Annotated in this window: 23 protein-coding genes; 14 read left to right on the plus strand and 9 right to left on the minus strand. The window is 72.8% G+C overall.

Annotated features, from left to right (window positions below; all coding sequences use genetic code 11):
• Nucleotides 1-39 precede the first annotated feature (39 nt).
• From OG906_RS24550 to OG906_RS24565, 4 genes are all read left to right on the plus strand, one after another.
• Nucleotides 40-405, plus strand: a complete 366-nt coding sequence (locus tag OG906_RS24550; RefSeq protein ID WP_053676030.1) for an Rv2175c family DNA-binding protein — start codon at nt 40-42, stop codon at nt 403-405.
• A gap of 82 nt (nt 406-487) precedes the next feature.
• Nucleotides 488-1126 (plus strand): thiamine phosphate synthase, encoded by a 639-nt coding sequence (gene thiE, locus OG906_RS24555; protein WP_329445798.1) that lies wholly within the window; start codon nt 488-490, stop codon nt 1124-1126.
• A gap of 73 nt (nt 1127-1199) precedes the next feature.
• On the plus strand, nt 1200-2114 hold the full coding sequence (gene metF, locus OG906_RS24560; protein ID WP_329445799.1) for a methylenetetrahydrofolate reductase [NAD(P)H]: 915 nt from the start codon (nt 1200-1202) through the stop codon (nt 2112-2114).
• A 50-nt stretch (nt 2115-2164) separates the two neighbouring features.
• A complete protein-coding gene (locus OG906_RS24565; protein ID WP_329445801.1) occupies nt 2165-3085 on the plus strand; it encodes a hypothetical protein in 921 nt (306 codons plus the stop codon).
• 27 nt (nt 3086-3112) lie between these two features.
• Here the strand turns inward: OG906_RS24565 and OG906_RS24570 are convergent, their stop codons facing one another.
• The 5 genes from OG906_RS24570 to OG906_RS24590 all read right to left on the minus strand — a co-directional run bounded on the left by OG906_RS24570 (nt 3113) and on the right by OG906_RS24590 (nt 7333).
• Nucleotides 3113-4510, minus strand: coding sequence for a phytoene desaturase family protein (locus tag OG906_RS24570; RefSeq protein WP_329445803.1), 1398 nt, complete (start codon nt 4508-4510; stop codon nt 3113-3115).
• A 96-nt stretch (nt 4511-4606) separates the two neighbouring features.
• Nucleotides 4607-5236 (minus strand): DUF4126 domain-containing protein, encoded by a 630-nt coding sequence (locus tag OG906_RS24575; protein ID WP_329445805.1) that lies wholly within the window; start codon nt 5234-5236, stop codon nt 4607-4609.
• Between the two features lie 95 nt (nt 5237-5331).
• Nucleotides 5332-5733: a DUF3040 domain-containing protein gene (locus OG906_RS24580; RefSeq protein WP_053676024.1), complete on the minus strand. Its 402-nt coding sequence runs from the start codon at nt 5731-5733 to the stop codon at nt 5332-5334.
• A gap of 265 nt (nt 5734-5998) precedes the next feature.
• Nucleotides 5999-6757, minus strand: coding sequence for a class I SAM-dependent methyltransferase (locus OG906_RS24585; protein ID WP_267801180.1), 759 nt, complete (start codon nt 6755-6757; stop codon nt 5999-6001).
• 72 nt (nt 6758-6829) lie between these two features.
• Nucleotides 6830-7333, minus strand: coding sequence for an SAV_6107 family HEPN domain-containing protein (locus OG906_RS24590; RefSeq protein WP_329445808.1), 504 nt, complete (start codon nt 7331-7333; stop codon nt 6830-6832).
• 281 nt (nt 7334-7614) lie between these two features.
• Between OG906_RS24590 and OG906_RS24595 the strand changes: the two genes are divergently transcribed.
• Genes OG906_RS24595 through OG906_RS24605 form a run of 3 tightly spaced genes read left to right on the plus strand, consistent with a single transcriptional unit; the run spans nt 7615 to nt 11370 of the window.
• Nucleotides 7615-8643, plus strand: a complete 1029-nt coding sequence (locus tag OG906_RS24595; RefSeq protein WP_329445810.1) for an ABC transporter ATP-binding protein — start codon at nt 7615-7617, stop codon at nt 8641-8643.
• Nucleotides 8615-10708 (plus strand): YhgE/Pip domain-containing protein, encoded by a 2094-nt coding sequence (locus OG906_RS24600; RefSeq protein WP_329445812.1) that lies wholly within the window; start codon nt 8615-8617, stop codon nt 10706-10708. Before OG906_RS24595 ends, OG906_RS24600 begins: the two co-directional genes overlap by 29 nt.
• A 29-nt stretch (nt 10709-10737) precedes the next feature.
• On the plus strand, nt 10738-11370 hold the full coding sequence (locus OG906_RS24605; RefSeq protein ID WP_053676019.1) for a TetR/AcrR family transcriptional regulator: 633 nt from the start codon (nt 10738-10740) through the stop codon (nt 11368-11370).
• Nucleotides 11371-11640: 270 nt separating this feature from the next.
• Here the strand turns inward: OG906_RS24605 and OG906_RS24610 are convergent, their stop codons facing one another.
• The 4 genes from OG906_RS24610 to OG906_RS24625 form a co-directional block, all read right to left on the minus strand.
• Nucleotides 11641-14055, minus strand: coding sequence for a transglutaminase family protein (locus tag OG906_RS24610; RefSeq protein ID WP_329445814.1), 2415 nt, complete (start codon nt 14053-14055; stop codon nt 11641-11643).
• Nucleotides 14052-15416 (minus strand): DUF58 domain-containing protein, encoded by a 1365-nt coding sequence (locus tag OG906_RS24615; protein WP_329445816.1) that lies wholly within the window; start codon nt 15414-15416, stop codon nt 14052-14054. Before OG906_RS24615 ends, OG906_RS24610 begins: the two co-directional genes overlap by 4 nt.
• Nucleotides 15416-16426 carry an AAA family ATPase gene (locus OG906_RS24620; RefSeq protein ID WP_267826049.1) on the minus strand — a complete coding sequence of 337 codons (1011 nt, stop codon included), beginning with the start codon at nt 16424-16426 and terminating at the stop codon, nt 15416-15418. Before OG906_RS24620 ends, OG906_RS24615 begins: the two co-directional genes overlap by 1 nt.
• A 158-nt stretch (nt 16427-16584) precedes the next feature.
• Nucleotides 16585-17199 carry a beta-class carbonic anhydrase gene (locus tag OG906_RS24625; RefSeq protein ID WP_385646928.1) on the minus strand — a complete coding sequence of 205 codons (615 nt, stop codon included), beginning with the start codon at nt 17197-17199 and terminating at the stop codon, nt 16585-16587.
• Nucleotides 17200-17477: 278 nt separating this feature from the next.
• On the opposite strand from OG906_RS24625, the gene rsmH reads away from it, so the two are divergent.
• From rsmH to murD, 7 genes are all read left to right on the plus strand, one after another.
• On the plus strand, nt 17478-18407 hold the full coding sequence (rsmH, locus tag OG906_RS24630) for a 16S rRNA (cytosine(1402)-N(4))-methyltransferase RsmH (protein ID WP_329448123.1): 930 nt from the start codon (nt 17478-17480) through the stop codon (nt 18405-18407).
• Between the two features lie 77 nt (nt 18408-18484).
• On the plus strand, nt 18485-18919 hold the full coding sequence (locus OG906_RS24635) for a hypothetical protein (protein WP_329448124.1): 435 nt from the start codon (nt 18485-18487) through the stop codon (nt 18917-18919).
• A gap of 111 nt (nt 18920-19030) precedes the next feature.
• Nucleotides 19031-21055 carry a peptidoglycan D,D-transpeptidase FtsI family protein gene (locus tag OG906_RS24640; RefSeq protein WP_329445820.1) on the plus strand — a complete coding sequence of 675 codons (2025 nt, stop codon included), beginning with the start codon at nt 19031-19033 and terminating at the stop codon, nt 21053-21055.
• Between the two features lie 37 nt (nt 21056-21092).
• On the plus strand, nt 21093-22808 hold the full coding sequence (locus tag OG906_RS24645) for a UDP-N-acetylmuramoyl-L-alanyl-D-glutamate--2,6-diaminopimelate ligase (protein WP_329445822.1): 1716 nt from the start codon (nt 21093-21095) through the stop codon (nt 22806-22808).
• A complete protein-coding gene (locus OG906_RS24650) occupies nt 22805-24229 on the plus strand; it encodes a UDP-N-acetylmuramoyl-tripeptide--D-alanyl-D-alanine ligase (RefSeq protein WP_267826051.1) in 1425 nt (474 codons plus the stop codon). The genes OG906_RS24645 and OG906_RS24650 overlap by 4 nt, the downstream gene beginning before the upstream one ends.
• Nucleotides 24226-25296 carry a phospho-N-acetylmuramoyl-pentapeptide-transferase gene (gene mraY / locus OG906_RS24655; protein WP_053676010.1) on the plus strand — a complete coding sequence of 357 codons (1071 nt, stop codon included), beginning with the start codon at nt 24226-24228 and terminating at the stop codon, nt 25294-25296. The genes OG906_RS24650 and mraY overlap by 4 nt, the downstream gene beginning before the upstream one ends.
• The gene (murD, locus tag OG906_RS24660; RefSeq protein WP_267826052.1) at nt 25278-26705 is read left to right on the plus strand and encodes a UDP-N-acetylmuramoyl-L-alanine--D-glutamate ligase; all 1428 of its coding nucleotides are present in this window, start codon (nt 25278-25280) and stop codon (nt 26703-26705) included. The genes mraY and murD overlap by 19 nt, the downstream gene beginning before the upstream one ends.
• Nucleotides 26706-26734 lie beyond the last annotated feature (29 nt).

Here is a 26734-nt window from a genome sequence, read left to right on the forward strand (position 1 = left end):
GGGTACCGGCGGCCGGCCCGAGATGGCAGGCTTGTCCCCGTGACCGAGATTGACGCAAAGATCGATGCCCTTGTCCCCGCCTGGCTGTACCTCCCCGACATCGCGGAGATGCTCGACATCGAAGTGACCCGGGTCCGCCAGCTGGTCAAGGAAGGTCAGCTGCTCGCCGTGCGCCGCGGCGAGAACCGCTCCCTCCAGGTACCCGCCCCCTTCATCGACGGCGACAAGGTCGTCAAGGGCCTCGTCGGCCTGCTGACGGTGCTCCGCGACGACGGCTTCTCCGACGCGGAGATCCTGGAGTGGATGTTCACCGCGGACCCCACCCTGCCCGGCACCCCCGCGCAGGCGCTGAGCGAGAATCGCGGCACGGAGGTGAAGCGCCGCGCTCAGGCGCTCGCCCTCTGACCGGCTGATTCGCCGAACCACACGCGGTGTACGGGCCGAGCGTGCGGGCCCGTACCCCGCCACGACCACGGGGGGTACACCCATGCAGCAGCTGTCCGACGCCCGGCTCTACCTGTGCACGGACGCCCGCAAGCGGCAGGGTGACCTTCCCGAGTTCCTCGACGCCGTCCTGGCCGGCGGGGTGGACGTCGTCCAGCTCCGCGACAAGGGCATGGAGGCGGGGGAGGAACTGGAACACCTCCGGGTCTTCGCCGAGGCCGCCCGCCGCCACGGCAGGCTCCTCGCGGTCAACGACCGCGCCGACGTCGCGCACGCCATCGGCTCCGACGTCCTGCACCTCGGCCAGGGCGACATCCCCGTTCCCGCCGCCCGCGCGATCCTCGGCCCCGACGTCCTCATCGGCCGCTCCTGCCACTCCGAGTCCGAGGTCGACGCGGCCGCCGCCGAACCCGGCGTGGACTACTTCTGCACCGGCCCCTGCTGGCCCACCCCCACCAAGCCCGGCCGGCACGCCCCCGGCCTCGGGCTCGTCCGCCACGCCGCCTCCCTCGGGCAGGACCGGCCCTGGTTCGCCATCGGCGGCATCGACGCCGGCAACCTGGACGAGGTCCTCGACGCCGGGGCCACCCGGGTCGTGGTCGTACGCGCCCTCACCGAGGCCCCCGACCCCGGGGCGGCCGCCGCCGAGCTGGCCAAGCGGATCCGCGCCCGACTCGCGTAGCAGGGTGTCCAAAAACGTGTCCAATGGGCGGACAGCGCTTCGGTGTCCGCCGGCACGCGTCTAACCTGCCGGTATGGCCCTTGGTACCGCTTCCACCTGGTCGGACCGCGCACACACGGTCCGCGACCTCATCGCGTCCGGGCGCTCGTACTCCTTCGAGTTCTGGGCGCCCAAGACCGAGAAGGGCGAACGCAACCTCTGGAACGCGCTCCGCCGCATCGAGGCGGTGGGCCCCAGCTTCGTGTCCGTCACCTACGGGGCCGGCGGCTCCACGCGCGGAGGCACCGTACGGGCCACCGAGGCGATCGCCGCGAACACCACCCTCACCCCCGTCGCGCACCTCACCGCGGTGGACCAGTCCGTCGCGGAGCTGCGTCACGTCATCGGCCAGTTCGCCGACGCCGGCATCCGCAACATGCTCGCGCTGCGCGGGGACCCGCCGGGCGACCCCATGGCCGACTGGGTCAAGCACCCCGAGGGCGTGGACTACGCGGCCGACCTGGTCCGCCTGCTCAAGGAGTCCGGCGACTTCTGCGTCGGCGTCGCCGCCTTCCCCGAGATGCACCCGCGTTCCGACGACTGGGACACGGACATCCGGCACTTCGTGGACAAGTGCCGCGCGGGCGCCGACTATGCGATCACCCAGATGTTCTTCGATCCGGAGAATTATCTGAGGCTCCGCGACAGTGTCGCGAAGGCGGGCTGTGACACCCCGATCATCCCCGAGGTCATGCCTGTTGTGGGCATCAAGCAGTTGGACCGGCTGCCCCAGCTCAGCACCGCGGTCTTCCCCTCGGCGGTAAAAGACCGCATGCTCGCGGTCAAGGACGATCCGGCCGCTGTACGCTCCATTGGCATCGAGTTCGCCACGGAGTTCTGCGCGCGGCTGCTGTCCGAGGGTGTTCCGGGGCTGCACTTCATCACGCTGAACAACTCCACGGCGACTCTCGAAATCTACGAGAACCTGGGCCTGCACCAGCGGGCCTGATCGGCCGTCCCCCGTTCCCGCGCCGGCGGCCGTACCGAGAGGGGCCACGCATGGGAATGACGGTCCTCTACACCGCGTTCGGATTCGTCGCGTTGTGGCTGCTTGCCGAGGTCCTGATGCAGTACAAGGCCCGGCTCCGCTGGCGCCTGCTCGCCTTCGCCGGTTTCGCCGGCGTGGTCGCCGGGGTGGTGCTGCCCTCGGTGCTCGTCATCGCCGTCGGCGCGACCGCGTTCGCGATCGGCCAGACCCTGGTCACGCTCTCCTTCCGCAAGGGCTTCGTGGCCGGTTGGGCGCTGCGCCGCGGCGGAGAACCCGTACGACAGCAGAGCGGCCGGCGCCGGGGCGGCGGCGCGCGCGCCGAACGCCCCGCGCCCACCCTGGAGGTGACGGGGCTGGAGTACGGCGACCGGACGACCGCCGGGCGCCACGACGGCGCGGACGCGCCCGACGACTTCGACGACCGCGAGACGAACGTCTTCACCCCGCAGCCGGTTCCCGAGGACACCGGCTCGTACGGGATACAGAGCTTCGCCCCCCAGTACGGCGACCCGTCGGGCCGGCCGGCCGAAACGGCCGCGTTCGCCTCGCCGTTCGCCGCGGCCGGGCAGGACGGCTCGTACGCGCCGCAGTACGACGCGCAGCCCCAGGGCGGCTACGACTACTCCGGCGGCTACCCGATGGGCGAGCAGCAGGTCTACGCGGCCTACTCGGACCCGTACATCGGCACCGGCGGTGGCGTCACCCCGCCCCAGAACAACGACTACGCGCCCTACCCGGACTACAGCGGGCAGCAGTACGCGATGGACACCCCGCCCGGCGGCGTCTGGGTACCGCAGCAGCGGTCCACCGACGAGTACGGCGGTCAGGCCTACCCGACGGACGAGCAGTACCAGCAGCAACAGCAACAGCAACAGCAGCAGCAGTACCCGTACCAGAGCGGCTCCGGCGAGTACGAGCAGTACCGCTACTGACCCGCCCGGCCCCGGCGCCCGGCCCGGCTAGCGGGACCCGCGGAACTCCGCACCCTCCACGATGAGCCCGGCCACCAGGGCGCCGGTCATGCCCGCGTGCGGGAGTCCGCCGCCGGGGTGGGCCCAGCCACCGGCGAGGTACAGCCCCGGCAGGCCCGTGGTGTTCGAGGGGTGGAGCAGCCGTCCGCCGGCCCCGGCGAGCGCGGGCGGCGGCACGGCACCGTCCAGGGCGCCCGTCGTCCCGGCGATGTCGGCCGGAGTGCGCAGTTCGTGCCACAGCAGCCGCTCCCGCAGACCCGGCACGGCCGGGGCGGCCGCGGCGAGCAACTCCGCCGCGGAGGGCGCCGTGCCGGGCTCCGCCACCGCCTGGACGGTGACGGCCTCGTGTCCGGCGTCGGGCCGGACCGCGGGGTCGTCGGGCCGCAGCACGGTGAGGTCCGCGCCGACCAGGGTGCGGTGCACGGCCTCCGCCGGCCGGGGCCCGTCGAGGGCCAGGAACAGCGTGTACCGGCCGGGGAGCCCCGCCGGTGGGGCGGGGACCGCACCGGGCGCCGGCGGGATCGCCAGCGCCCGGGGATCGACCCCGCAGACCACGGCGTCCGCCTCCACCGCGCTCGCGTCGGCCAGCGAGAGGCCGGCGGCCCGGCCGTCGCGCTCCACGACCCCCCGCACGTCCGCGTCGAAGACGAAGTCCACCTTCCGCTCCAGGCAGCGCTCGTACACGGCCGTGGCCAGCTCCCGGATCCCACCGCGCACGTACCAGCTCCCGAAGGTCTGCTCCATGTACGGGAGCACCGCCGCCGAGGCGGGCGCGTCCGCGGGGCGCAGACCGTACGCGCGCACCCGCGCGGTCAGCAGCTCCCCGAGCGGCCCGCCCAGCTCCCGCTCGGCCACCTCGGCGAGGGTCGGCGGGCGCCGCCGCAGCAGGCCGCTCTTGCGCAACGCCGGGTAGGGGTCCGTTCCCAGCACCTGCCAGTCGGGGCGCAGCGGCTCCTCCAGCAGCGGACGGCGGGTGGCGTTCCAGGCGTCCCGGGCGCGCCCGAGCACCCCGTTCCAGCGGTCCCCGGAGCCCGCGCCGAAGGCCTCGTCGAGCACGGCGGCCGCACCCCCGCGCGAGGCGTTGGGGAGGGTGACCGAGGTGCCGTCCGGCAGCAGGTGCCGCACGGCGGGGTCCACCTGGACGAGCTCGACGCACTCCTCCAGCGGCTTCCTGCCCGTCTTCACGAACAGGTCGCGGTAGACGGCGGGCAGGTGCAACAGCCCCGGGCCGGTGTCGAAGGCGAAACCGTCGCGTTCGTACCGGCCGACCGAGCCGCCGTACGTGGAGCCACGCTCGTACACCGTCACCCGGTGGCCCGCCACGGCCAACCGGGCCGCCGTCGCCATCGCGCCCATCCCGGCGCCGATCACCGCAATTCGTGCCATGCGGCTGAGCCTATCGAGCGAACCGGGGGCCGGGCCGGCGAGGTCGTACGAGGTCAGGGCGGGCAGCGGAGCCCGGCCGGCGCCGGCGCCCGACGGTCAGTGCGGTGGTGGCGCGCCGGAGGTCTGACGCAACTCGGCGGCCATCCGCTTCTCCTCGCGGCGTTGGGCCCGCCGTCTCCGATAACGGCGGATCCGGCTCCAGAGGAAGAAGATCATCGCCAGGCCGGCCGCCAGCAGCACGGCCGCGATGATCGCGGCGGCCTGGGGGTTGAACATGGCGAAGGTGACGATGCCCGCCACACCGAGATCCTCGGCGGTGCTGAGGGCGATGTTGGTGAACGGTTCCGGTGAGGTGTTGACCGCCATCCGGGTGCCGGCCTTGACGAAATGGCTGGCCAGCGCGGTGGAGCCGCCGACGGCGCCCGCAGCCAGGTCGGGGAGCGAGCCGCTCTGCCCGGCCAGCAGGGCCCCGATCACCGCGCCCGCCACCGGGCGGATCACGGTGTGGAGGGTGTCCCACAGCGAGTCCACGTAGGGGATCTTGTCGGCCACCGCCTCGCAGAGGAACAGCACGCCCGCGACGATCAGGACGTCGGGGCGCTGCAACGACGCCGGAACCTCGTCCGTGAGCCCGGTCGCGCCGAAGATGCCGAGCAGGAGGACCACGGCGTACGCGTTGATCCCGCTGGCCCAGCCGCTGGTGAAGACCAGGGGCAGCACAGTCATTCGGTCATCATGCCGCAGGACGGGTGATCCGTCCGGGAGAACGACGAGGGGACGGCCGCCGTCGGCGACCGTCCCCTCGCTCATGTCCTGTGGGGCTACTGCCCCTGTTCGTCACGGCGGCGCTGCCACCGCTCCTCGATGCGGGTCATCATCGACCGACGCTGTCGGTTCCGGCCACGGGCCGAACCACCTGCACTGTCGGAGACGGGCTGCTCGCCAGGCTTGGGTGCCTTGCGCCAACCGGTGACCACGAGAACCGTACAGCCCAGCATGACGAGGAAACCCACCACGCTGATCCAGAGCACGTTCGGCACGATCACACCGGTCATGAGGAGCGCGATACCCACCACAATGCCTGCGACTGCCTGGTAAACCCGTCGCCGGGTGTACGTGCGCAGTCCGCTTCCCTCAAGCGCTGTCGCGAACTTGGGATCTTCGGCGTACAGCGCTCGCTCCATCTGCTCGAGCATTCGCTGCTCGTGCTCCGAGAGCGGCACGGGAGTCCTCCTCATCCGTCGGTCGCGAAGGGTAGCGACCAGGGGTCCCCTTCAGGATAGGCGGGGAATCGCCCCCGTGATACCCGCCCTCTACGCCACGTTCGAAATAAAGCCCTGCGTACAAACCGTACCGTCGCCTGTGCGGTCACTGAGGCGCTTATTCCCCAATGGTCCGTCCGCCATGCCGCCGGTGTCCTCGATCATACGGGGCCGGCGGCCGGTTCACAGGGTGTCCGCGGATCCGCGTGCGCGGACGCGCCGCAGATCAGGCGCTCTTCTCGCCCAGAACGTGCAACTGCGTGGCGACCGCGTGGAAGGCCGGCAGCTCGGCGGCGGCCTCCTCCAGACGCAGCAGCGCCTCCACCGCGCCGGGCTCGGTGTCGACCAGGACGCCCGGGACGAGGTCCGCGAAGATCCGTACACCGTGCACCGCGCCGACCTCCAGGCCGGCTCCACCCACCAGCTCGGTGAGCTGCTCGGCGGTGAAGCGGCGCGGGACCGGGTCGCCGGATCCCCAACGGCCCGCCGGGTCGGTGAGGGCGGTACGGGCCTCGGTGAAGTGCCCCGCCAGGGCGCGGGCCAGGACGGCTCCGCCGAGTCCGGCGCCGAGCAGGCTCAGGATCCCGCCCGGTCGCAGGGCCGCGACGGCGTTGGCCACGCCCTCGGCCGGGTCGTCCACGTACTCCAGCACGCCGTGGCAGAGCACCACGTCGTACGCGTCCCGGTCGACGACGTCCAGCAGGCCCTGGGCATCGCCCTGGACACCGCGCACCAGATCGGCGACACCGGCCTCGGAGACCCGACGCTCCAACCCGAACAGCGCGTTGGGGCTGGGGTCGACCACCGTCACCCGGTGGCCCAGTCGGGCCACCGGGACGGCGAACTTGCCGGTGCCGCCGCCGGTGTCCAGCACGTCCAGCGCTTCCCGCCCGGTCGCCTTCACCCGGCGGTCGAGGGCCTCCTTGAGGACCTCCCACACCACGGCGGTGCGGAGGGAGGCACGGGGGCGGGAAGTGTCCGACACGGCTGATGGCTCCTCGGCGCGGTAAGGGTGAGCGGGCGTGCCCCACCCTATTGCCTCAGGCCGCCGACCAGCTCATCCCGCGTGCGGACGCCCCGGCCGGGGCTGCGGCAGGGCCTTGGACAGCTCCTGCGCGGCCGGGGTCACCGGTCGCAGGGACAGCATCCGCTCGACCAGGCGCAGGAACATCCCCACCTCGCGGACGAGGTCGTCGGCCTCCCGGCCGGTCGCCGCGTCCGGTATGCCGGCCTCGGCCCGGGCCCGACGGTCGGCGCCGGAGGCGAACAGGGCGCTCCACTCCGTCAACTCCGGGGCTATCTCCGGCAGCACCTCCCACGCGCTGCGGATCCGGGGCCGCCGGCGCGGGTTGACCGGTTCGGGCCTGCCGCGAGCGGCCAGCACCGCCGCGGCCGCGCGCAGCGCCGCGAGGTGGGCGGTGGCGTAGCGCTCATTGGGCCGGGACAGTCCGACCGCCTCGGTCAGGCCGCGGTGGGCCTTGGCGAGCAGATCGAGGGCGGCCGGCGGTGCCGACGACTTCCTCGGGACGGGGTGGACAGGGGACGGGGACGGTGTGGCCATGACGAACCTCCTGTCGATGCGTGCTGCTTCTGATGCCGGGTACTGCGTGGGTACTGCCTCTTCGGGTACTGGCTGTTCGGGTACCGCCGTTCGGGTGGTGCTGCCTTGCCCGCCGCGTTGTCGCGCTGCGTGAGTCCATCGTGACGCCCGCCACTGACAATCCCGGTGACCTGCACTTTTACCCCCCATTGGGGATCTTCATCCCTCCTCTTGCCGATGACTCGTCACGGAAGCTGCTAGTTTTTGAACTGACCGGTCAGTTCAAAAGAAGGGGGGGCGGCGTGGAGAGCCCACACGGGGCGGCCGTCAAGGCCGAGGACTTCGGACTCAAGGGCCCGCGCGGCTGGGTCTTCCGGGGCGTGGGGATCGACGCCGCGCCCGGTTCGCTCATCGCGCTCGAAGGTCCCTCCGGAAGCGGCCGGACCTGCCTGCTGCTGGCCCTCACCGGCCGGATGAAGCCTTCCGAGGGCCGCGCCGAGATCGGCGGGCACCCGCTGCCGAAGAAGATGACCGCGGTGCGGCGGATCGCCGCCCTCGGGCACGTCCCCGGGGTCAACGACCTCGACGAGGCGCTCACCGTCGCCGAGCAACTGCGCGAGGGGGCCATGCTCCAGCGCCGCTACGAGGGTCCCGTGCGGGCCCTGTTCCGGCCGCGCGCGGAGCGCCGCGCCGCCGCCGCGAACCGGATCGAGGAGGCCCTCGCGGCCGCCGGGCTCGACCCGGCGACCCTGCCCAAGGGGCCGCGCACCTCCGTCCGCGACCTGGAGCGCCTGGAGGCCGTCCGGCTGTCCGTGGCCATCGCCCTGCTGGGCGGGCCCCGACTGCTGGCCCTCGACGACACCGACCTCAAGCTCTCGACCGCCGAGCGCGCCGAACTGTGGGCGCTGCTCCGCTCGATCGCCGACCGGGGGACCACCGTCCTCGCGGTGTGCAACGAGGCGCCGGAGGGGGTCCTCGTACTGCGCACGGTCGAACCCACCGCCGAGCCGACCACCGCGCTCGCGGGGTCGCCCGCCCCGGCCGTCCGGTCGGGCAGCGGCGCGGAACCCGCGATCACCTGGGGTGCCAAGCCCGACGGCACGACGGAGCCGGCGGACGAGCCGGAGCCGCCGGCCGCACCGGAGGCCGACCCCGACACCCGGGCCGAGGCCGAGCCGGAAAGCGACGCCGAGCCCGACACCGGCGAGGACGGCGACCCGGCCACCACCCCCGCGGCCACCACCGACACCGGCACCACCGACACGCACGACGACACCGACGACGACACGAAGGGGACGGACGATGCGCTCGCCGAAGCTCGCCGCGCTTGAGCTGAAGCGGTTCGGGCGGGGAAAGCTGCCCCGGGCCGCCCTCGTCGCGCTGCTCCTCCTGCCGCTGCTCTACGGAGCCCTGTACCTCTGGTCCTTCTGGAACCCCTACGGCAACCTCGACAAGATTCCCGTGGCCCTCGTCAACTCCGACCGCGGCGCCACCGTGGACGGCAAGCACCTCGCCGCGGGCGACGAGATCACCAGGAAGCTGCGCGACAGCAAGACCTTCGACTGGCGCGAGGTCGACGCCGACGAGGCGGCCAAGGGCCTGGAGGAGGGGACGTACTACCTGTCCCTGACCATGCCCGCCGACTTCAGCGCGAAGATCGCCTCCAGCTCCGGCGCGGACCCCGCCACCGGGGCGCTCCAGGTCAGGACGAACGACGCGAACAACTACATCGTCGGCTCGATCTCCAAGACCGTCTTCTCCGAGGTCCGTTCGGCCGCGTCGACCAACGCCTCCCGCGGATTCCTCGACAAGATCTTCGTCAACTTCTCCGACCTGCACGACAAGACCGCCGAGGCCGCCGACGGCGCCGACAAGCTCAAGGACGGCGCCGGCAAGGCCAAGCAGGGTGCCAAGGACCTCGCCGACGGCCTCGACACGGCCAAGGAGAAGACGGGCGAGCTCAACGGCGGGCTGAAGAAGCTGAACACGGCCGCCGGGCAGCTGGAGACCGGTACGAAGGACCTCGCCGCCGGCACCCAGACCCTCGCCGACAAGGTCAACGGGGCCGCCGCCAAGGCCAAGTCCTTCGTCAGCGACCCGAAGTCCCTGGCAGCCACCGCCGAACTCGTCGCGGACACCGCCCAGGTGGTCAACAAGCACCTGGACTCCTTCGCCAAGAACGCCCCGGCCGCCGCCGCCGTCACCCAACGGGCCGCGACCGGCGCGGACAAGTACTACACCGCCCACTGCGTCACCCCGGGCGCCGAGCCGCACCTGGCCTCCTGCCCCGACCTGAAGCGGATCAAGGACGACACCGCCGAGGGCGCGATGCTGGCCGGTGACGTCAACGACGTCGTGAAGGCCTCCGGCACCGACATGGGCAAGCTCCGCCGCCAGCTCGACGACCTGGAGAACAAGGCCCGCGAACTCGCCGACAAGGCCCCCGGCCTGTCCTCCGACCTCACCACGGCCGTCGCCAAGGTCAACGCCCTGAACACCGGCGCCCAGAAGGTCGCCTCCGGCATGACGCAGCTGCACACCGGCCTCGGCACCGCCTTCACCGGCTCCGGCGCCCTCACCGAGGGCGTCGGCAAGCTCGGGGACGGCGCGCACACCCTCGACAGCGGCATGTACAAGCTGGTCGACGGCAGCGGCGAGCTCGCCGGCGGTCTGCACGACGGCGCCGGCAAGATCCCGGACTACGACCAGCAGGCCCGCGACGCCCGGACCCAGGTCATGGCCGACCCCGTCCGGCTCGCCAACCAGTCCCTGCACAAGGCGCCCAACTACGGCACCGGCTTCGCCCCGTACTTCATCCCGCTCTCCCTGTGGGTCGGCGCGATGGTCGCCTACATGCTGATCGCCCCGCTGAACCGGCGCGCCCTGGCCGCCGGCGCCTCGCCCTGGCGGGTCGCCCTCGCGGGCTGGCTGCCCGTGGCCGGCATCGGCTTCGCACAGGTCGGCCTGCTGATGTCCGTGCTCCACTGGGCCCCGGGCCTCGGCCTGGACATGGCCCGGCCCGCGCTCACCATCGCCTTCCTGATGCTGGTCACCTGCTGCTTCGCGGCGATCGTCCAGTGGCTCAACGCCAAGTTCGGGGCGGCCGGACGCATCCTGGTCCTCGCCGCCCTGATGCTCCAGTTGACCTCGGCGGGTGGCACGTACCCCGTTCAGACCAGCCCCGCATTCTTCAACTGGATCCACCCGTACCTGCCCATGTCGTACGTCGTCGAGGGCCTGCGCCGCCTCATCACCGGCGGCGACCTCACCCCGGTGTGGCAGGGATCCCTGGTCCTGCTGGCCTTCACGGTCGGGGCCCTGGCCCTGACCGCGCTGGCCGCCCGCGGCAAGCAGGTGTGGACGATGAGTCGACTGCACCCGGAACTGAGCCTGTAGAGAGCTGTTGACCTGTGAGAATCAGCGCCATGGAAAGCAGCAGCACCGGTACGGCCGCCGGCGGCGGTCGACGTCAGGCCACCCGGCAGAAGCTCTACGAAGCGGCCGTCACCCTCATCGCCGAGCAGGGTTTCTCGGCGACCACGGTCGACGAGATCGCCGAACGGGCGGGCGTGGCCAAGGGCACCGTCTACTACAACTTCGCGAGCAAGAACGACCTCTTCGAGGAGCTGCTGCGGCACGGGGTGGGGCTGTTGACCGTCTCGCTGCGGACGGCGGCGGAGGAGACGGAGGCGCGCGGCGGCACCCGGATCGAGGCGCTCGACGCGATGATCCGCGCGGGCCTGGTCTTCATCGACCGGTACCCGGCCTTCACCCAGCTGTACGTCGCCGAGCTCTGGCGGACCAACCGCACCTGGCAGTCCACGCTGATGGTGGTCCGCCGCGAGGCGGTGGCGGTGGTGGAGGACGTCCTGCGGGAGGGGGTCGAGCGGGGCGAACTCAGCGCCGAGATCGACGTCCCGCTGACGGCGGCCGCGATGGTGGGCATGGTGCTGGTGGCCGCGCTGGACTGGCAGTCCTTCCAGAGCGAGCGGTCCCTGGACGACGTCCACTCGGCCCTGTCGCTGCTGCTGCGCGGCCGGGTGAGCGGCAGCCGCTGACCCCCGGTCGGCGGTGCCGCCCGGGGACGGTCCCGGCGTAGAACTGAGTATCCGTACCCAGACCTCCGGATGAGTACGAGTACGGATGGGTTCCCCCTGCGCACCCGGCAGACTGGGGGGCACGGACCGGGCCCTCGTCCCTCGCCGGGGTTCGGGGGACCCGGCGCGACACGAACGCCGGTGCGGCGGGGCTCGGGGGGAACGAGCCTCGCCGCACCGGCGTTTTCGCGTGTCTCCGTCCGGGGCCGACCCCGAGGGGCCGGCCCGGGCTCAGCCCCGGCCGCGCAGCGGGAGCCGGATCCGTCCGGACAGCGCGGCGCCCCGGGCGGTCACGCCCGACCAGCGGTCCGACGCGGCCCAGGACAGTCGGACCAGGGACCGGGGCAGTGCCAGGGCCCGTACGCGGGTGCCCCGCGACACGTTCGCCAGCAGCGCCGAGCGCGCCAGCAGGACGTCGTCCGCCAGGCCCTCGTACGAGGTGTCCGCGCCCGGCGGGGCGTACAACGCCCGTTCCACCGCGCCCGCGACCCGGTGCACGGCCTGCGCCGCCTCGTCCTCCAGCCGGCCCAGGACGACCACCCGCCCCGCCGCCCGGCGGGGGGACAGGGCCTCGTCCGGCGGGATGTTCACGTCCCAGGCCGCGTCGCCCAACTCGCGCCAGGCGAGCAGCACGTCGCCGGCCGCCAGCCGCCGCACCCGGATCCTGCGCCGCCACACCAGGGGGAGCAGGGGCAGACCCAGGACGAGGATCCCCGCGGCCGTCCAGCCCAGGACCGACAGCGGCGTCACCCCGCCGCCCGCGTCACCGCCCTGCGATGCCACGGGAGCGCCGCACTCGCCGAGCTTCTTCAGCTCCGGCGGGCAGTCCTGCGCCTTCGACGGGGCCGCCGAGGGCGCCGAAGCGCCCGGCGAGGGCAGCGCCGCCGGGGCCGACGGCTGAGCGGTCGGCGTCGCGGCCCGGCTGTAGTCCGGTACCGAGATGCCGGACCGGGGCGTCGGCTCGAACCGGGTCCAGCCCACGCCCTCGAAGTACAGCTCGGGCCACGCGTGCGCGTCCCGCAGCGACACGTTCACGCTGCCGTCGGCCTGCTTGGTGCCCGGGGTGAACCCGACCGCCACCCGCGCCGGGATGTTCAGCGAGCGGGCCATCGCCGCCATCGAGAACGAGAAGTGGACGCAGAAGCCCTCCTTGTCGTTCAGGAACCGGGCGATGGCCTGGGAACCCGAACCGGAGCTCACCGTGGTGTCGTAGCGGAACCCGCCGCTCACCGCGAAGAAGTCCTGGAGCCGCACCGCCCGGGTGTAGTCGTCCGTCGCGCCCCGGGTGACCCGCCGGGCCGTCTCGGCGACGACCGCCGGCAGGTTGGCCGGCAGCTTCGTGTACTCGGACCGGACCTCGGGGTCAGGAGCGGGTGCCTCGCGCAACTGCGAGGCCGTCGGCCGGAGCAGCAGGCTGCGCACCGTGTACTGGGCGCCCTGCACGTTCTGGAAGCGGTCCTTGCCCAACTGGTCCCCGACCAGGGTCCGGCCGGCGGGTTCGAAGCGCCACTTCCCGCCGATGTCCACCTGCGTCGCCGGGTACGGCATCGGCAGGTAGCGCTGCGCGTACGTCTGGGCCGCCGACACGGTCGTCCGCACCTCGGCCGCGTCCTGGCGCACCGCACCGTCGAGACCCTGCGGGTTCGGCAGCCGCTCCGGCACGTCCGTCAGCGGACGCCCGGAGGCCTCCCACTTGACCCCGTTGAACTCGTCGAGCGCGAGGATGCGCAGGTACTGCTCGGACTGCTCCGGACTGTCCGTGCGGTACCGCAGCACCACCCGGTTGTCCTGCGCGTTCAGGCTGCCCTGGAGCGACACCAGCGGGTTGACCGCCGAGATCGTCCCGCCGCCCGCGCCGTTGCCCGCACCGCCGTCGTCCCCGGTGCCCAGCATGCCGCCGCCGAGCGACGGCAGCACCGCCGGCACGGCCAGCGCCAGACCGAGCGTGACCACGCCGATCCGCCGGCCGGTGCGCACCGGGGCCACGGCCCGGGTGCCGTCCTTGCCGCCCCCGTATCCGGAGGCGGCCGAGACGCGGCCGCCCGGCGCCGCGCCGAAGACGCGGCCCCACTGCGCGAGCCGGTCCCGTCCCTCGGTCAGCAGCAGCATCAGGAAGCCGCAGCCCGCCAGCAGGAAGGAGAACCAGGCGCCGCCCTGACCGGCCGACAGCCCGGCGGCCACCGAGTAGAGCGCCAACAGCGGCAGCCCGGCCGCCGCCGCCGTCCGCATCGTGACGGCCAGCACGTCCACCAGCAGACCGATCAGCAGCACCCCGGAGAGCAGCAGCAGCCGGATGCCGTCCGTGAGCGGCGCCGGTATGGCGAACTCGCCGACATCGCGCACCCCCTGCTGGAACAGCGACCCGAAGTCCGTGACCAGGTAGCCCAACAGCCCGCCGGAGGGCGTCTCGGCCTTCCCCGCGAAGAGGAAGGCGAGCAGCAACAGCGTCACCAGGAGCTGCGCCGCCACCGTCAGCGACCGCGCCAGCGGGATCCGCCGGGCCCCGGCCCCCACGGCGCTCTGCACGCCGAGCAGCACGGCCGCCTGCACCAGCCAGCCGGAGGATTCCACCAGCGGGGCCAGTGACCAGGAGGTCAGCAGCGTGGCCAGCATCGCGAAGAGTGTCAGTCGTGCGCGCCCGCTCATCCCCAACCTCCGGAGGTCGCCGTGCCGAGCGGAGCGTTCCCGGCCTGCCGCCACAGATCGCCGAAGGCCACCCCGGGCGGGGCGGCCAGTGCCGTCCAGCCCGCGTCGCGCAGCCGGCCCAGCCGTGTCTCCACCCGCGAGGGCCCGCCCGTCCAGGCCGCGGAGTCCAGGACGAACGCCACCGCGCCCCCGCTGCGCTGCCGCATCCTGCTCGCCATCTCGGTCTGTACGTCGTCCAGGTCGCCGAGGAAGGCGATGAGGAGCCCGTCGGAGCCCGCCCCGCCGAAGCCCCCGCCCGCCCCGCCGCCGCGGAGCGCGTCGTGGGCCTTGGACAGTCCGCTCTCGTCGGAGTGCCCGATGACGGCGAGGGTGTCCAGCATCAGTCCGGCCGCCTCGGCGGGATCGTGCCCGCCCGAGGAGAAGCCGCCGCCGGCGTCACCGGGGACCGAGGTGCCGTTGTCGGTCAGCAGCCGCACCGAGAACCCCTGTTCCAGCAGGTGGACCAGGGTGGAGGCGGCCCCCGACACGGCCCACTCGAACGCCGAGTCCGGGCCGGCGCCCCGGAAGGCGTCCGCCCGGGTGTCCAGCAGGACCGTGGCCTTGGTGCGCTGGGGCTGCTCCTCGCGGCGCACCATCAGCTCGCCGTAGCGGGCGGTGGAGCGCCAGTGCACCCGTCGCAGGTCGTCGCCGCGCCGGTACTCGCGCGGGATCACGTCGTCGTCGCCGGCCAGGGCCAGGGAGCGGCGGCTGCCGTCGCCGTGGCCGTTGGCCTCGCCGGTCAGCCGGACCGCGGGCAGGGCCTCGGTGCGCGGGATGACGGTGAGGGTGTCGTACGTGCTGAACGAACGGGTCAGCTCGACCATCCCGAAGGGATCGGTCAGCCGGAGCTGGAGCGGGCCCAGCGGGTAGCGGCCGCGCAGGTCGGAACGGACCCGGTAGGACACCTCGCGGCGGCCGCCGGGCTCGACCCGGTCCAGTACGAAGCGGGGCCGCGGCCCCAGCACGTACGGCACCCGGTCCTGGAGCATCAGCAGCCCGGTCGGCATCCTGGAGGTGTTGTCCATGCGCAGCTGCACCCGGGCCTCGCCGCCCGCGGGCACCCGGCCGGGGGTCAACCGGCGGCTGCCGGAGACCCGGTGGCGGGTGCGGTGCAGGGCGACGACACAGATCAGCGGGAGCAGGGCCAGCAGCAGTCCCACGCGGAGCAGCTCGCCCTGCCCGAGCACGTACGCGCACGCGGCGGCCGCGATCCCGGCGGCCAGGAACGAGCGGCCGCGCGTGGTCAGCCCCGACAGGGAGGCGCGCAGACCGGTCCCGCCCCGCCCCGCGCCACCGGCGCCGCTCGGGGCACCGGTGCTCATCAGAAGCCCCGGATGCCCGCGCCGGGCGGCATCTCGCCGCGGGCGTGCGCGGCCGGCACGGGGGTGCGCTGCAGGATGTCGGCGACGACCTGCTCGGCGGTCCGCCGGTTCAGCTGGGCCTGCGCGGTCGGCAGCAGCCGGTGCGCGAGGACGGGGGCGGCCAGCGTCTGGACGTCGTCGGGCAGGACGTAGTCCCGACCGGCCAGGGCGGCGGAGGCCTTCACGGCGCGCAGCAGGTGCAGGGTGGCGCGGGGCGAGGCGCCCAGGCGCAGGTCCGGGTGGCTGCGGGTGGCGGAGACCAGGTCGACCACGTAGCGGCGCACGGGCTCGGCCACGTACACCTCGCGGACGGCCTCTATCAGCTTGACGATGTCGTGGGCGTGCGCGACGGCCTGGAGGTCGTCCAGCGGGGAGAGCCCGCCGTGCACGTCCAGCATCTGGAGCTCGGCCTCCGGGCTGGGGTAGCCGACCGAGACGCGGGCCATGAAGCGGTCGCGCTGGGCCTCGGGGAGCGGGTAGGTGCCCTCCATCTCCACCGGGTTCTGGGTGGCGACCACCATGAAGGGGCTCGGCAGCGTGTAGGTCGTGCCGTCGATGGTGACCTGGCGCTCCTCCATCGACTCCAGCAACGCGGACTGGGTCTTGGGGGAGGCGCGGTTGATCTCGTCGCCGATGACGATCTGGGCGAAGATCGCGCCGGGCTTGAACTCGAACTCGCGGCGCTGCTGGTCGTAGATGCTGACGCCGGTGATGTCGGACGGCAGCAGGTCCGGCGTGAACTGGATGCGCTGCACCGAACAGTCGATGGACTTGGCGAGCGTCTTGGCCAGCATGGTCTTGCCGACGCCGGGCACGTCCTCGATCAGCAGGTGCCCCTCCGCGAGCAGGACCGTCAGCGCGAGGCGGACGACCTCCGGCTTGCCCTCGATCACGCTCTCGACCGAGCGGCGGACCCGCTCCGCAGTGCTGGTCAGATCCGCGAGGCTCGCTCGGTCGTCATACGTGGTCACCTGGTTCTCCTCGGCCCTTTCTCCGGGCCGATCACGCTCTTGACGCATGAACCGGCCCACCCCGACACCTCTGCATCGCGAGAGTGCGGACGCCGGCCCGGGAACACTCCCGGGTGGCGTCACCCCGCATTCTTGACGGCGTTACGGCCTTGTGTCACTCAAGAGGCGGGATCGATCTCCCGCAGGAGCCCGGTGTGCACGTCGAAGACGAAGCCTCGCACATCGTCGCGGAAGGGCAGGAAGGGGTTCGTGCGCACCCGCTGCATGGACTGGCGCACGTCCTGGTCCACGTCCCGGAAGGCCTCGACGGCCCAGGCGGGGCGCTGACCGACCTCGTCCTCCAGTTCGTGCCGGAAGTCCTCGGTCAGGCTTTCGAGGCCACAGCCGGTGTGGTGGATGAGTATCACCGCGCGGGTGCCGAGCGCCCGCTGGCTGATGGTGAGGGACCGGATCGTGTCGTCGGTGACCACACCGCCCGCGTTGCGGATCGTGTGGCAGTCGCCCAGCTTCAGGCCGAGGGCGGCGTGCAGGTCGAGGCGGGCGTCCATGCAGGCCACGACGGCGACCTGGAGCACCGGGCGGGCGTCCATGCCGGGGTCGCCGAACGCGGCGGCGTAGCGGCGGTTCGCCTCGACCAGCCGGTCGGTGACGGACCCGCCGGCGGAGGCCTGGGCTGCGGATTCTGCGGGCAGGGATGCGGAAGTCGTCATGCCTACGACGTTAATGGGCACCGCTGGGGGAGGCATGGAGCGAGGAGGGACAAAGAAGGTCAACCGGCCTTGTTGTGAGCTAACCCACAAGGGTGGGCCGGACGCGGCTGTTCGGGTGATTCGCGGCATTCGCGGGTTCCGTACGAGCGGAGCGGACGGCGCGCCGGGCGGTTCGTTGACCGCGGGGACCGTTGCACTAAAGTGACGCGAACCGGCCGGAGCCCGGCCCTCACCGGCCGCCCGGCCCCCTGGTAAAACTCCGCGTGCGCGGCGCGGCGTACGCCTGCCGCGCCGTTATCTGAGAGGGCGCTTTGACTAGCGAGTCCCGACATGTCCCGGTGATGCTCCAGCGGTGCCTGGACCTGTTGGCCCCGGCGCTGGAGAGGCCGGGGGCCGTCGTAGTCGACTGCACCCTCGGTCTCGGCGGCCACAGCGAGGCCCTGCTGACCCGGTTCCCCGAGGCCCACCTGATCGGCCTCGACCGCGACAAGGAGGCCCTGCGGCTCTCCGGGGAGCGCCTCGCGCCCTTCGGCGACCGGGTCACCCTCGTCCACGCGATCTACGCCGACCTGGCCGAGGTGCTCGACGGACTGCGCATCCCCGCGGTCCAGGGCATCCTCTTCGACCTGGGCGTCTCCTCCATGCAGCTGGACGAGGCCGACCGCGGGTTCGCGTACGCCCAGGACGCCCCGCTGGACATGCGCATGGACCAGACGACCGGCATCAGCGCCGCCGAGGTCCTCAACACCTACGCCCCCGGCGAGCTGGTCCGCATCCTGCGCCAGTACGGCGAGGAGAAGCAGGCCAAACGCATCGTCTCCGCGGTGGTGCGGGAGCGGGAGAAGGAACCCTTCACCAACAGCGCCCGGCTGGTCGAACTGATCCGCGACTCGCTGCCCCAGGCGGCGAAGCGGACCGGCGGCAACCCGGCCAAGCGCACCTTCCAGGCCCTGCGCATCGAGGTCAACGGCGAGCTGTCCGGCCTGGAACGGGCCATCCCGGCGGCCGTGGACCGGATCGCGGTCGGCGGCCGGATCGCGGTGCTCTCGTACCACTCGCTGGAGGACCGGCTGGTCAAGCAGGTCTTCGCGGCGGGCGCCGCCTCCACGGCGCCCCCCGGACTGCCCGTGGTGCCGGAGAAGTACCAGCCCAAGCTGAAACTCCTCACGCGCGGCGCCGAGCTCCCCACGGAGGAGGAGATCGCCGAGAACCGGCGGGCTGCCCCCGCCCGGTGCCGCGGAGTCGAACGGATCCGCGAGGCGCGACTGTGATCAAGCGCGGGGGACGGCTGAGGCCCGGCGTCGCGGCCGGCGCCGGAGCGGGGAGCGGAGCAGGTCAGGCGGCCCGGATGCCGTTCGTGCTGTTGGTCGTCGCCCTGCTGGGCGGCGGCCTGATCAGCCTGCTGTTGCTGAACTCCGCGCTGAACCAGGGCTCCTTCCAGCTCACCCAGCTGAAGAAGGAGACCCTCGTCCTGACCGACGAGGAGCAGGCGCTCCAGCGGGACGTGGACGGCTACTCGGCCCCCGACGCGCTCCAGCGACGGGCACACGAACTGGGCCTGGTGCCGGGCGGCAGCCCCGTCTTCATCGGACCGGACGGAAAGGTCGCGGGCACCGCCTCGCAGGCGCAGGCGCCGCCCCCGCCGTCCCCCGCGCCGGTCGCGCAGCCCCCGGTGTCCGCGGCGCCCTCCGGCGCCCCGTCCGCCGCGGCGAGCGGCCCGCCCGCGCCGACCCCGTCCGCGGCGAACGGGACCCCCCAGCCCAGCCAGACCCCTGGAAGGTGACGTCGTGACGCGGACCCCCGCGGGGCTCCTCCCCAGCCCGCCCCCGCCTCGTTCGCCGGGCGGCGCCCCGGCCGCCACCGCCGCCGCCCGCGCCGTGTCGGCGGTGGCCGCGTGAGCCCCCAGGAGCCGCCCCGGCGGCGGGTGCCGGGCCCCGGCCGGCCCCGGCCCACCGGCGGCGACCGGGCCAGGGCAACGGCGCGTCCCGCGTCCCGCCCCGCCACCCGCAGGCCGGCCCCGGCCCGCACGGCCCACACCATCCGGCTCGGGAACCCCAAACCCCGGCTGCGCCTCGTCGGCGTCGGGCTGACCCTGGTCATGCTCGCCTTCGTCGTCCGGCTGCTCCAGGTACAGGCCGTCGACGCCTCCGCCTACTCCGCCAAGGCTTCCGAGAACCGCTTCACCAGCTACACCCTGGCCGCCGAACGCGGGGAGATCACCGACCGCAAGGGCGTGGCCCTGGCCACGAGCGTCGACGCGTACGACATCACCGCCGACCCGAAGATGTTCACGGCGCAGGAGAGCAAGGCCCCGGACGCCCCCGAGCAGGCCGCGGCCCTCCTCGCGCCGATCCTCGGCAAGGACGCCAAGGAACTCGCCAGGCAACTGGAGACGAAGAACTCCCGCTACGTCATCCTCGCCCGCCGCCAGACCCCCCAGGTCTGGAACCAGATCAAGGACCTCAAGAAGGTCTTCGCGGACAAGGCGGCCGCCGACAAGCGGAACAACGGCCCCGGCGCCAACGTCATCGCGGGGGTGTTCAAGGAGGACAGCAGCAAGCGCGTGTACCCGAACGGCGACCTCGCCGCCGGGATACTGGGTTACGTCAACGCCGAGGGCAAGGGCGGCGGCGGCCTGGAGTCCTCCCTCGACAAGAAGCTCTCCGGCAAGGACGGCAGCCTCACCTACGCCCAGTCCGGCGGCCGGCGCGTGCCCACCGCCGAGTCCAGCGAGAAGGCCGCCGTGCCCGGCGAGGACATCGAGCTGACCATCGACCGCGACATCCAGTGGGCCGCGCAGAGCGCCATCACCGAACAGGTCGAGAAGTCCGGCGCCGACCGCGGCTACGTCGTCGTGCAGGACACCCGCACCGGCGAGGTGCTGGCCATGGCCAACGCCCCCGGCTTCGACCCCAACGACCTGTCGAAGGCCCGCTCCACCGCCATGGGCAACGCCGCCCTCCAGGACGTGTACGAGCCCGGCTCCACCGCCAAGGTGATGTCGATGGCCGCCGTCCTGGAGGAGAAGAAGGCCACCCCGGCGACCCCCGTCGAGGTCCCCAACCGCCTCCACCGCGGCGACCGCCTCTTCAAGGACGACGTGGACCACCCCACCTGGTACCTGACCCTCAACGGGGTGCTCGCCAAGTCCTCGAACATCGGCACCATCCTGGCCACCGGCCGGCTCGGCGCCACCCAGCCCGAGGCCAACAAGGTCCTGTACGGATACCTGACCAAGTTCGGCATCGGGCAGCCCACCGGCCTGGACTACCCCGGCGAATCCCGCGGCATCCTCGCCAAGCCCGAGGCCTGGTCCACCTCCCAGCAGTACACGATCCCCTTCGGCCAGGGCCTGTCCCTCAACGCCGTCCAGGCGGCCTCCGTGTACTCCACCATCGCCAACGGCGGCGTCCGGATCGAGCCCACCCTGGTCCGCGGCACCAGGGGACCCGACGGCCGCTTCACCCCGGCCCCCGCCCCCGAACAGACCAAGGTGATCAGCCAGGACACCTCCAAGACCCTCGCCGCGATGCTCGAATCCGTGGTCGACGACCAGGAGGGCACCGGCACCAAGGCGCGCATCCCCGGCTACCGGGTCGGCGGCAAGACCGGCACCTCCAACCGGGTCGACCCGGCCACCGGCCGCTACAAGGGGTACACCGCCTCGTTCGCCGGCTTCGCGCCCGCCGACAGCCCGCGCGTCACCGTGTACTGCGCCATCCAGAACCCCACCAAGGGCAGTTACTTCGGCGGCCAGATCTGCGGACCCATCTACAAGAAGGTCATGGAGTTCGCCCTCAAGACCCTCCAGGTCGCCCCCACCGGCACCGCCCCCGCCGGACTGCCGGTCACCTTCGAACCGGGCCCGCAGCCCGCACCGCAGCCCGGTACCCGGCCCGGCCCGCAGCCCGGCCAGTGAACCCGCCGCCCAGCCAGAAAAGCGTGAGGCACCATCAGTGACAACGATCACCCCGAAACCCGGGAACCAGTCGGCCACCGGCCCCGCGGCCGGGACCTCGCTTCGCGACGGGGCCACCCCGCCCGGTACGCTCACCGCCGTGTCCCACGCTGATCAGCCCAGAACCACCCGGAAAGACGCCCCGGCAGCGCCGCCGGGAGCGCCCCGCCCCGTGTCCGTGCGCCCCACCCCGCTGCCCGAGCTCGCGGCCCTGGTGGACCTCGAAGCCGCCGGCGAGCCGACGGGTCCGCGGATCACCGGCATCACCCACGACTCCCGTGCGGTGCGCCCCGGCGACCTCTACGCGGCCCTCCCCGGCGCCAAGGCCCACGGCGCGGACTTCGCGGCCCAGGCGGCCGCCCTCGGCGCCGCCGCCGTGCTGACCGATCCCGCCGGCGCCGAACGCGCCGCGGCGACCGGACTGCCGGTGCTCGCCGTCGCCGACCCGCGCGCCCGGATGGGCGAGCTCGCCGCCGCGATCTACGGCCGGCCGGGCGAGGCCCTCCTCCAGCTCGGCATCACCGGCACCTCCGGCAAGACCACCACCGCGTACCTCGTCGAGGGCGGCCTGCGCGCCGCCGGCCGGGCCACCGGACTCGTCGGCACCGTCGAGATGCGCATCGGCGACGAACGCATCAAGTCCGAGCGCACCACCCCCGAGGCCACCGACCTCCAGGCCCTGTTCGCCGTCATGCGCGAACGCGGGGTCGAGGCCGTGGCCATGGAGGTCTCCAGCCACGCCCTCGTGCTCGGCCGGGTCGACGGCTGCGTCTTCGACGTCGCCGTCTTCAACAACCTGAGCCCGGAACACATGGAGTTCCACTCCGACATGGAGGACTACTTCCAGGCCAAGGCGCAGCTCTTCACCGAGCGCCGCGCCCGCCTCGGAGTGGTGAACGCCGACGACGAGTACGGCCGCCGCCTCGCCAAGGAGGCGACGATCCCGATCGTCACCTTCTCGGCCGCGGGCGATCCGGCCGCCGACTGGCGCGCCGAGGACGTGGTCCTGGGGGCCGCCGACTCCACGCTGACCCTCGTCGGCCCGGACGGGCAGCGCGTACGCGCCACCGCGCCGCTGCCCGGCCCGTTCAACGTCGCCAACACCGTCGCCGCGATCGTCACCCTCGCCGCCGCCGGCATTGACCCGCAGACCGCCGCCGACGGCGTCGCCGCGGTCCCCGGGGTGCCCGGCCGGCTGGAACGCGTCGACGCGGGACAGCCGTTCCTCGCCGTCGTCGACTACGCCCACAAGACCGACGCCGTCGAATCGGTGCTGCGCGCCCTGCGCGAGGTCACCGAGGGCCGGCTGCACATCGTGCTCGGCTGCGGCGGCGACCGCGACACCACCAAGCGGGCCCCGATGGGCGCCGCGGCCGCGCGATTCGCCGACGTCGCCGTGCTCACCTCCGACAACCCTCGCTCCGAGGACCCCCTCGCCATCCTGGCCGCGATGTTCGAGGGCGCCGTGTCCGTGCCCCCCGCCGAACGCGGCGCCGTCCTCGTCGACGCCGACCGGGCCGCGGCCATCGCCGCCGCCGTCGCGAGCGCCCGGCCCGGTGACACGGTGCTGGTCGCGGGCAAGGGCCACGAACAGGGCCAGGACACCGCGGGCGTCGTTCGCCCCTTCGACGACCGCGAGGTCCTGCGCGCGGCCATCGAGGCGCGCACCGCGGCCCCGCACCACGCAACCACGCAGGCCGAGGTGAACCAGTGATCGCCCTTTCCCTCGCCGAGATCGCCGACATCACCGGCGGGCGGCCCCACGACATACCGGATCCGGCGGTGCGGATCAGCGGGGCCGTGGTCATCGACTCCCGCCAGGTGGAGGCCGGCAGCCTGTTCGCCGCCTTCGAGGGCGAGCACGTCGACGGCCACGACTACGCGGAGCGCGCGGTCGCGGCCGGCGCGACCGCCGTCCTCGCCGCCCGGCCCGTCGGCGTACCCGCGATCGTCGTCCCCGACGTGGAGAAGGCGCTCGGCGCCCTCGCCCGCGCCGTCGTCGAACGCCTCGGCACCGACGTGGTGGCCCTGACCGGTTCGGCCGGCAAGACCTCCACCAAGGACCTCATCGCCCAGGTGCTCCAGCAGCACGCACCCACCGTGTGGACGCCCGGCTCCCTCAACAACGAGATCGGCCTGCCGCTCACCGCCCTCAAGGCCACCGAGGACACCCGGCACCTGGTGCTGGAGATGGGTGCCCGCGGGATCGGCCACATCGCCTACCTCACCGGCCTGACCCCGCCGCGCATCGGCCTGGTCCTCAACGTCGGCACCGCCCACATCGGGGAGTTCGGCGGCCGCGAGCAGATCGCCCAGGCCAAGGGCGAACTGGTCGAGGCCCTGCCGTCCGAGGCCGACGGGGGCGTCGCCGTCCTGAACGCCGACGACCTGCTCGTGCGCGCCATGTCCGCCCGCACGAAGGCCCGTACGGTCCTCTTCGGCGAGGCCGAGGACGCCGACATCCGGGCCACGGACGTACGGATGACGGCCGGGGGAACGCCCGCCTTCACACTCCACACACCCTCCGGGTGCAGCGATGTGACCTTGCGGCTGTACGGTGAGCACCACGTGTCGAACGCGCTCGCCGCGGCCGCCGTCGCCCATGTACTGGGCATGTCCACTCCGGAGATCGCCACCGCGCTCTCCGGGGCGGGCACGTTGTCCCGGTGGCGGATGGAGGTCACCGAGCGAGCGGACGGCGTGACGATCGTCAACGACGCCTACAACGCGAACCCCGAGTCCATGCGGGCCGCTCTGCGCGCGCTTGCCGCGATGGGCGGCTCCGCGCGGGCCGACGGGGGACGCACGTGGGCGGTGCTCGGTCCCATGGCCGAGTTGGGTGACGCATCGCTGGCCGAGCACGACGCGGTGGGACGGCTCGCCGTCCGGCTCAACGTGAGCAGGCTCGTCGCAGTCGGGGGCAGGGAAGCGTCCTGGCTGCAACTGGGCGCATATAACGAGGGTTCGTGGGGTGAGGAGTCGGTGCTCGTGTCCGACGCGCAGGCGGCGGTCGACCTGTTGCGCAGTGAACTGCGCCCGGGTGACGTCGTGCTGGTGAAGGCTTCCAGGTCGATCGGCCTGGAGCGGGTCGCGCTTGCGTTGCTGGAGCGCGAGGGCGAGGTCGCCGACCGATGAGGCAGATTCTCTTCGCCGGTGTGATCGGTCTGTTCCTGACCCTCATCGGCACCCCTCTCCTGATCAAGCTGCTGGCCCGCAAGGGCTACGGCCAGTTCATCCGCGACGACGGCCCCCGCGGCCACGCCGGGAAGAAGGGCACACCCACCATGGGTGGCATCTCCTTCATCCTGGCGACGCTCATCGCGTACGCCCTGACGAAGGTCATCACCGGGGAAGAGGTGAGCTTCTCCGGACTGCTCGTCCTCTTCCTGATGGCCGGCATGGGACTGGTCGGCTATCTCGACGACTACATCAAGATCGTCAAGAGGCGCTCGCTCGGTCTGCGGGCCAAGGCTAAGATGTCCGGCCAGCTGATCGTCGGCATCGCCTTCGCGGTGCTCGCCCTCCAGTTCAAGGACTCGAAGGGGCTGACCCCGGCCTCGACCAAGCTGTCGTTCGTCACGGACTTCGGCTGGGCGCTCGGGCCGGTGCTGTTCGTCGTCTGGGCCCTGTTCATGATCCTGGCGATGTCCAACGGCGTGAACCTGACCGACGGCCTGGACGGACTGGCCACCGGCGCCGCCGTGATGGTCTTCGGCGCCTACACCTTCATCGGCGTCTGGCAGTACCAGGAGTCCTGCGCCAACGCGCAGACCCTGACCAACCCGGCCGCCTGCTTCGAGGTGCGCGACCCGCTGGACCTCGCGGTCGTCGCCTCGGCCCTCATGGGAGCCTGCTTCGGCTTCCTGTGGTGGAACACCTCGCCGGCCAAGATCTTCATGGGCGACACCGGTTCGCTGGCGCTCGGCGGCGCGCTCGCCGGCCTCGCCATCTGCTCCCGCACGGAGTTCCTGATGGCCCTCCTCGGCGGCCTCTTCGTGCTCATCACGATGTCGGTCGTCATCCAGGTCGGCTCCTTCAAGCTGACCGGCAAGCGCGTCTTCCGGATGGCGCCACTCCAGCACCACTTCGAACTCAAGGGGTGGTCCGAGGTCCTCGTGGTGGTCCGCTTCTGGATCATCCAGGGCATGTGCGTGATCGTGGGTCTCGGTCTCTTCTACGCGGGATGGGCAGCCGACAAGTGACCTCCTGGCACGGCAAGAACATCACCGTCGCCGGCCTCGGCGTGAGCGGCATCAGTGCCGCCCGCGCCCTGGCCGGCCTCGGCGCTTCGGTGACCGTCGTCGACGGCGGCGACAGCGAGGGCCACCGGGCCCGGGCGGCGGAGCTGGAGGCGGCGGGGATCTCCGTGCGCCTCGCGGACGCCACGACCCTGCCCGAGGGCACCGACCTGGTCGTCACCTCGCCCGGCTGGAAGCCCGACAGCGCGCTCTTCGCCGCGGCCGCCGAGGCCGGTGTCGAGGTCGTCGGGGACGTGGAGATCGCCTGGCTCCTGCGGGGCCCCGACGCGGCCCCCTGGCTCGCGATCACCGGCACCAACGGCAAGACGACGACCACCCAGATGCTCGCGTCGATCCTGCGGGCCGCGGGCCTCAAGACCGCGGCCGTCGGCAACATCGGCACCCCGATCATCGACGTCGTGACCGGCGGGGAGGCGTACGACGTCCTCGCCGTCGAACTCTCCAGCTACCAGCTCCACTGGGCGCCCTCCGTGCGCGCCCACTCGGCGGCCGTCCTCAACCTGGCCCCCGACCACCTCGACTGGCACGGCTCGATGGAGGCGTACGCCGCCGACAAGGGCCGCATCTACGAGGGCAACACGGTGGCCTGCGTCTACAACGTCGCCGACCGGGCCACCGAGGACCTCGTCGTGGAAGCCGACGTCGAGGAGGGCTGCCGGGCGATCGGCTTCACCCTCGGGGCCCCCGGCCCCTCCATGCTGGGCGTGGTCGACGGGATCCTGGTGGACCGGGCCTTCGTGGAGAACCGGCAGAAGAACGCCCAGGAACTCGCGCACGTCGAGGACGTCAACCCGCCCGCCCCGCACAACATCGCCAACGCGCTCGCCGCGGCGGCCCTGGCCCGCGCCTTCGGCGTCGAACCCCGCGCGGTCCGCGACGGCCTGCGCGACTTCCGGCCGGACGCCCACCGGGTCGCGCACGTGGACGAGGTGGACGGGGTCACGTACATCGACGACTCCAAGGCCACCAACACCCACGCGGCGGAGGCCTCCCTGGCGGCCTTCGAGCCGGTCGTGTGGATCGCCGGCGGCCTCGCCAAGGGCGCGACCTTCGACGAGCTCGTGCGGAAGTCGGCCGAGCGTCTGCGGGCCGTCGTCCTGATGGGCGCCGACCGGGCCCTGATCGCGGACGCGCTGGCGCGACACGCGCCACAGGTACCCGTCGTGGACCTCGACCGGACCGACACTGGGGCGATGCTCGCGGCGGTCCGGGAAGCGGCCCGTCTCGCCGAGCCCGGCGACACCGTCCTGCTGGCACCTGCCTGTGCCTCGATGGACATGTTCGCGAACTACAACGAGCGTGGGGACGCGTTCGCCGACGCGGTGCGCGAACTGGCCGCCGAGAGCGCCTAGGTCGAACCAGGGCAGGTGTCCTTCCCGAC

Source organism: Streptomyces sp. NBC_01426 (assembly GCF_036231985.1).
Taxonomy (GTDB): Bacteria; Actinomycetota; Actinomycetes; order Streptomycetales; family Streptomycetaceae; genus Streptomyces.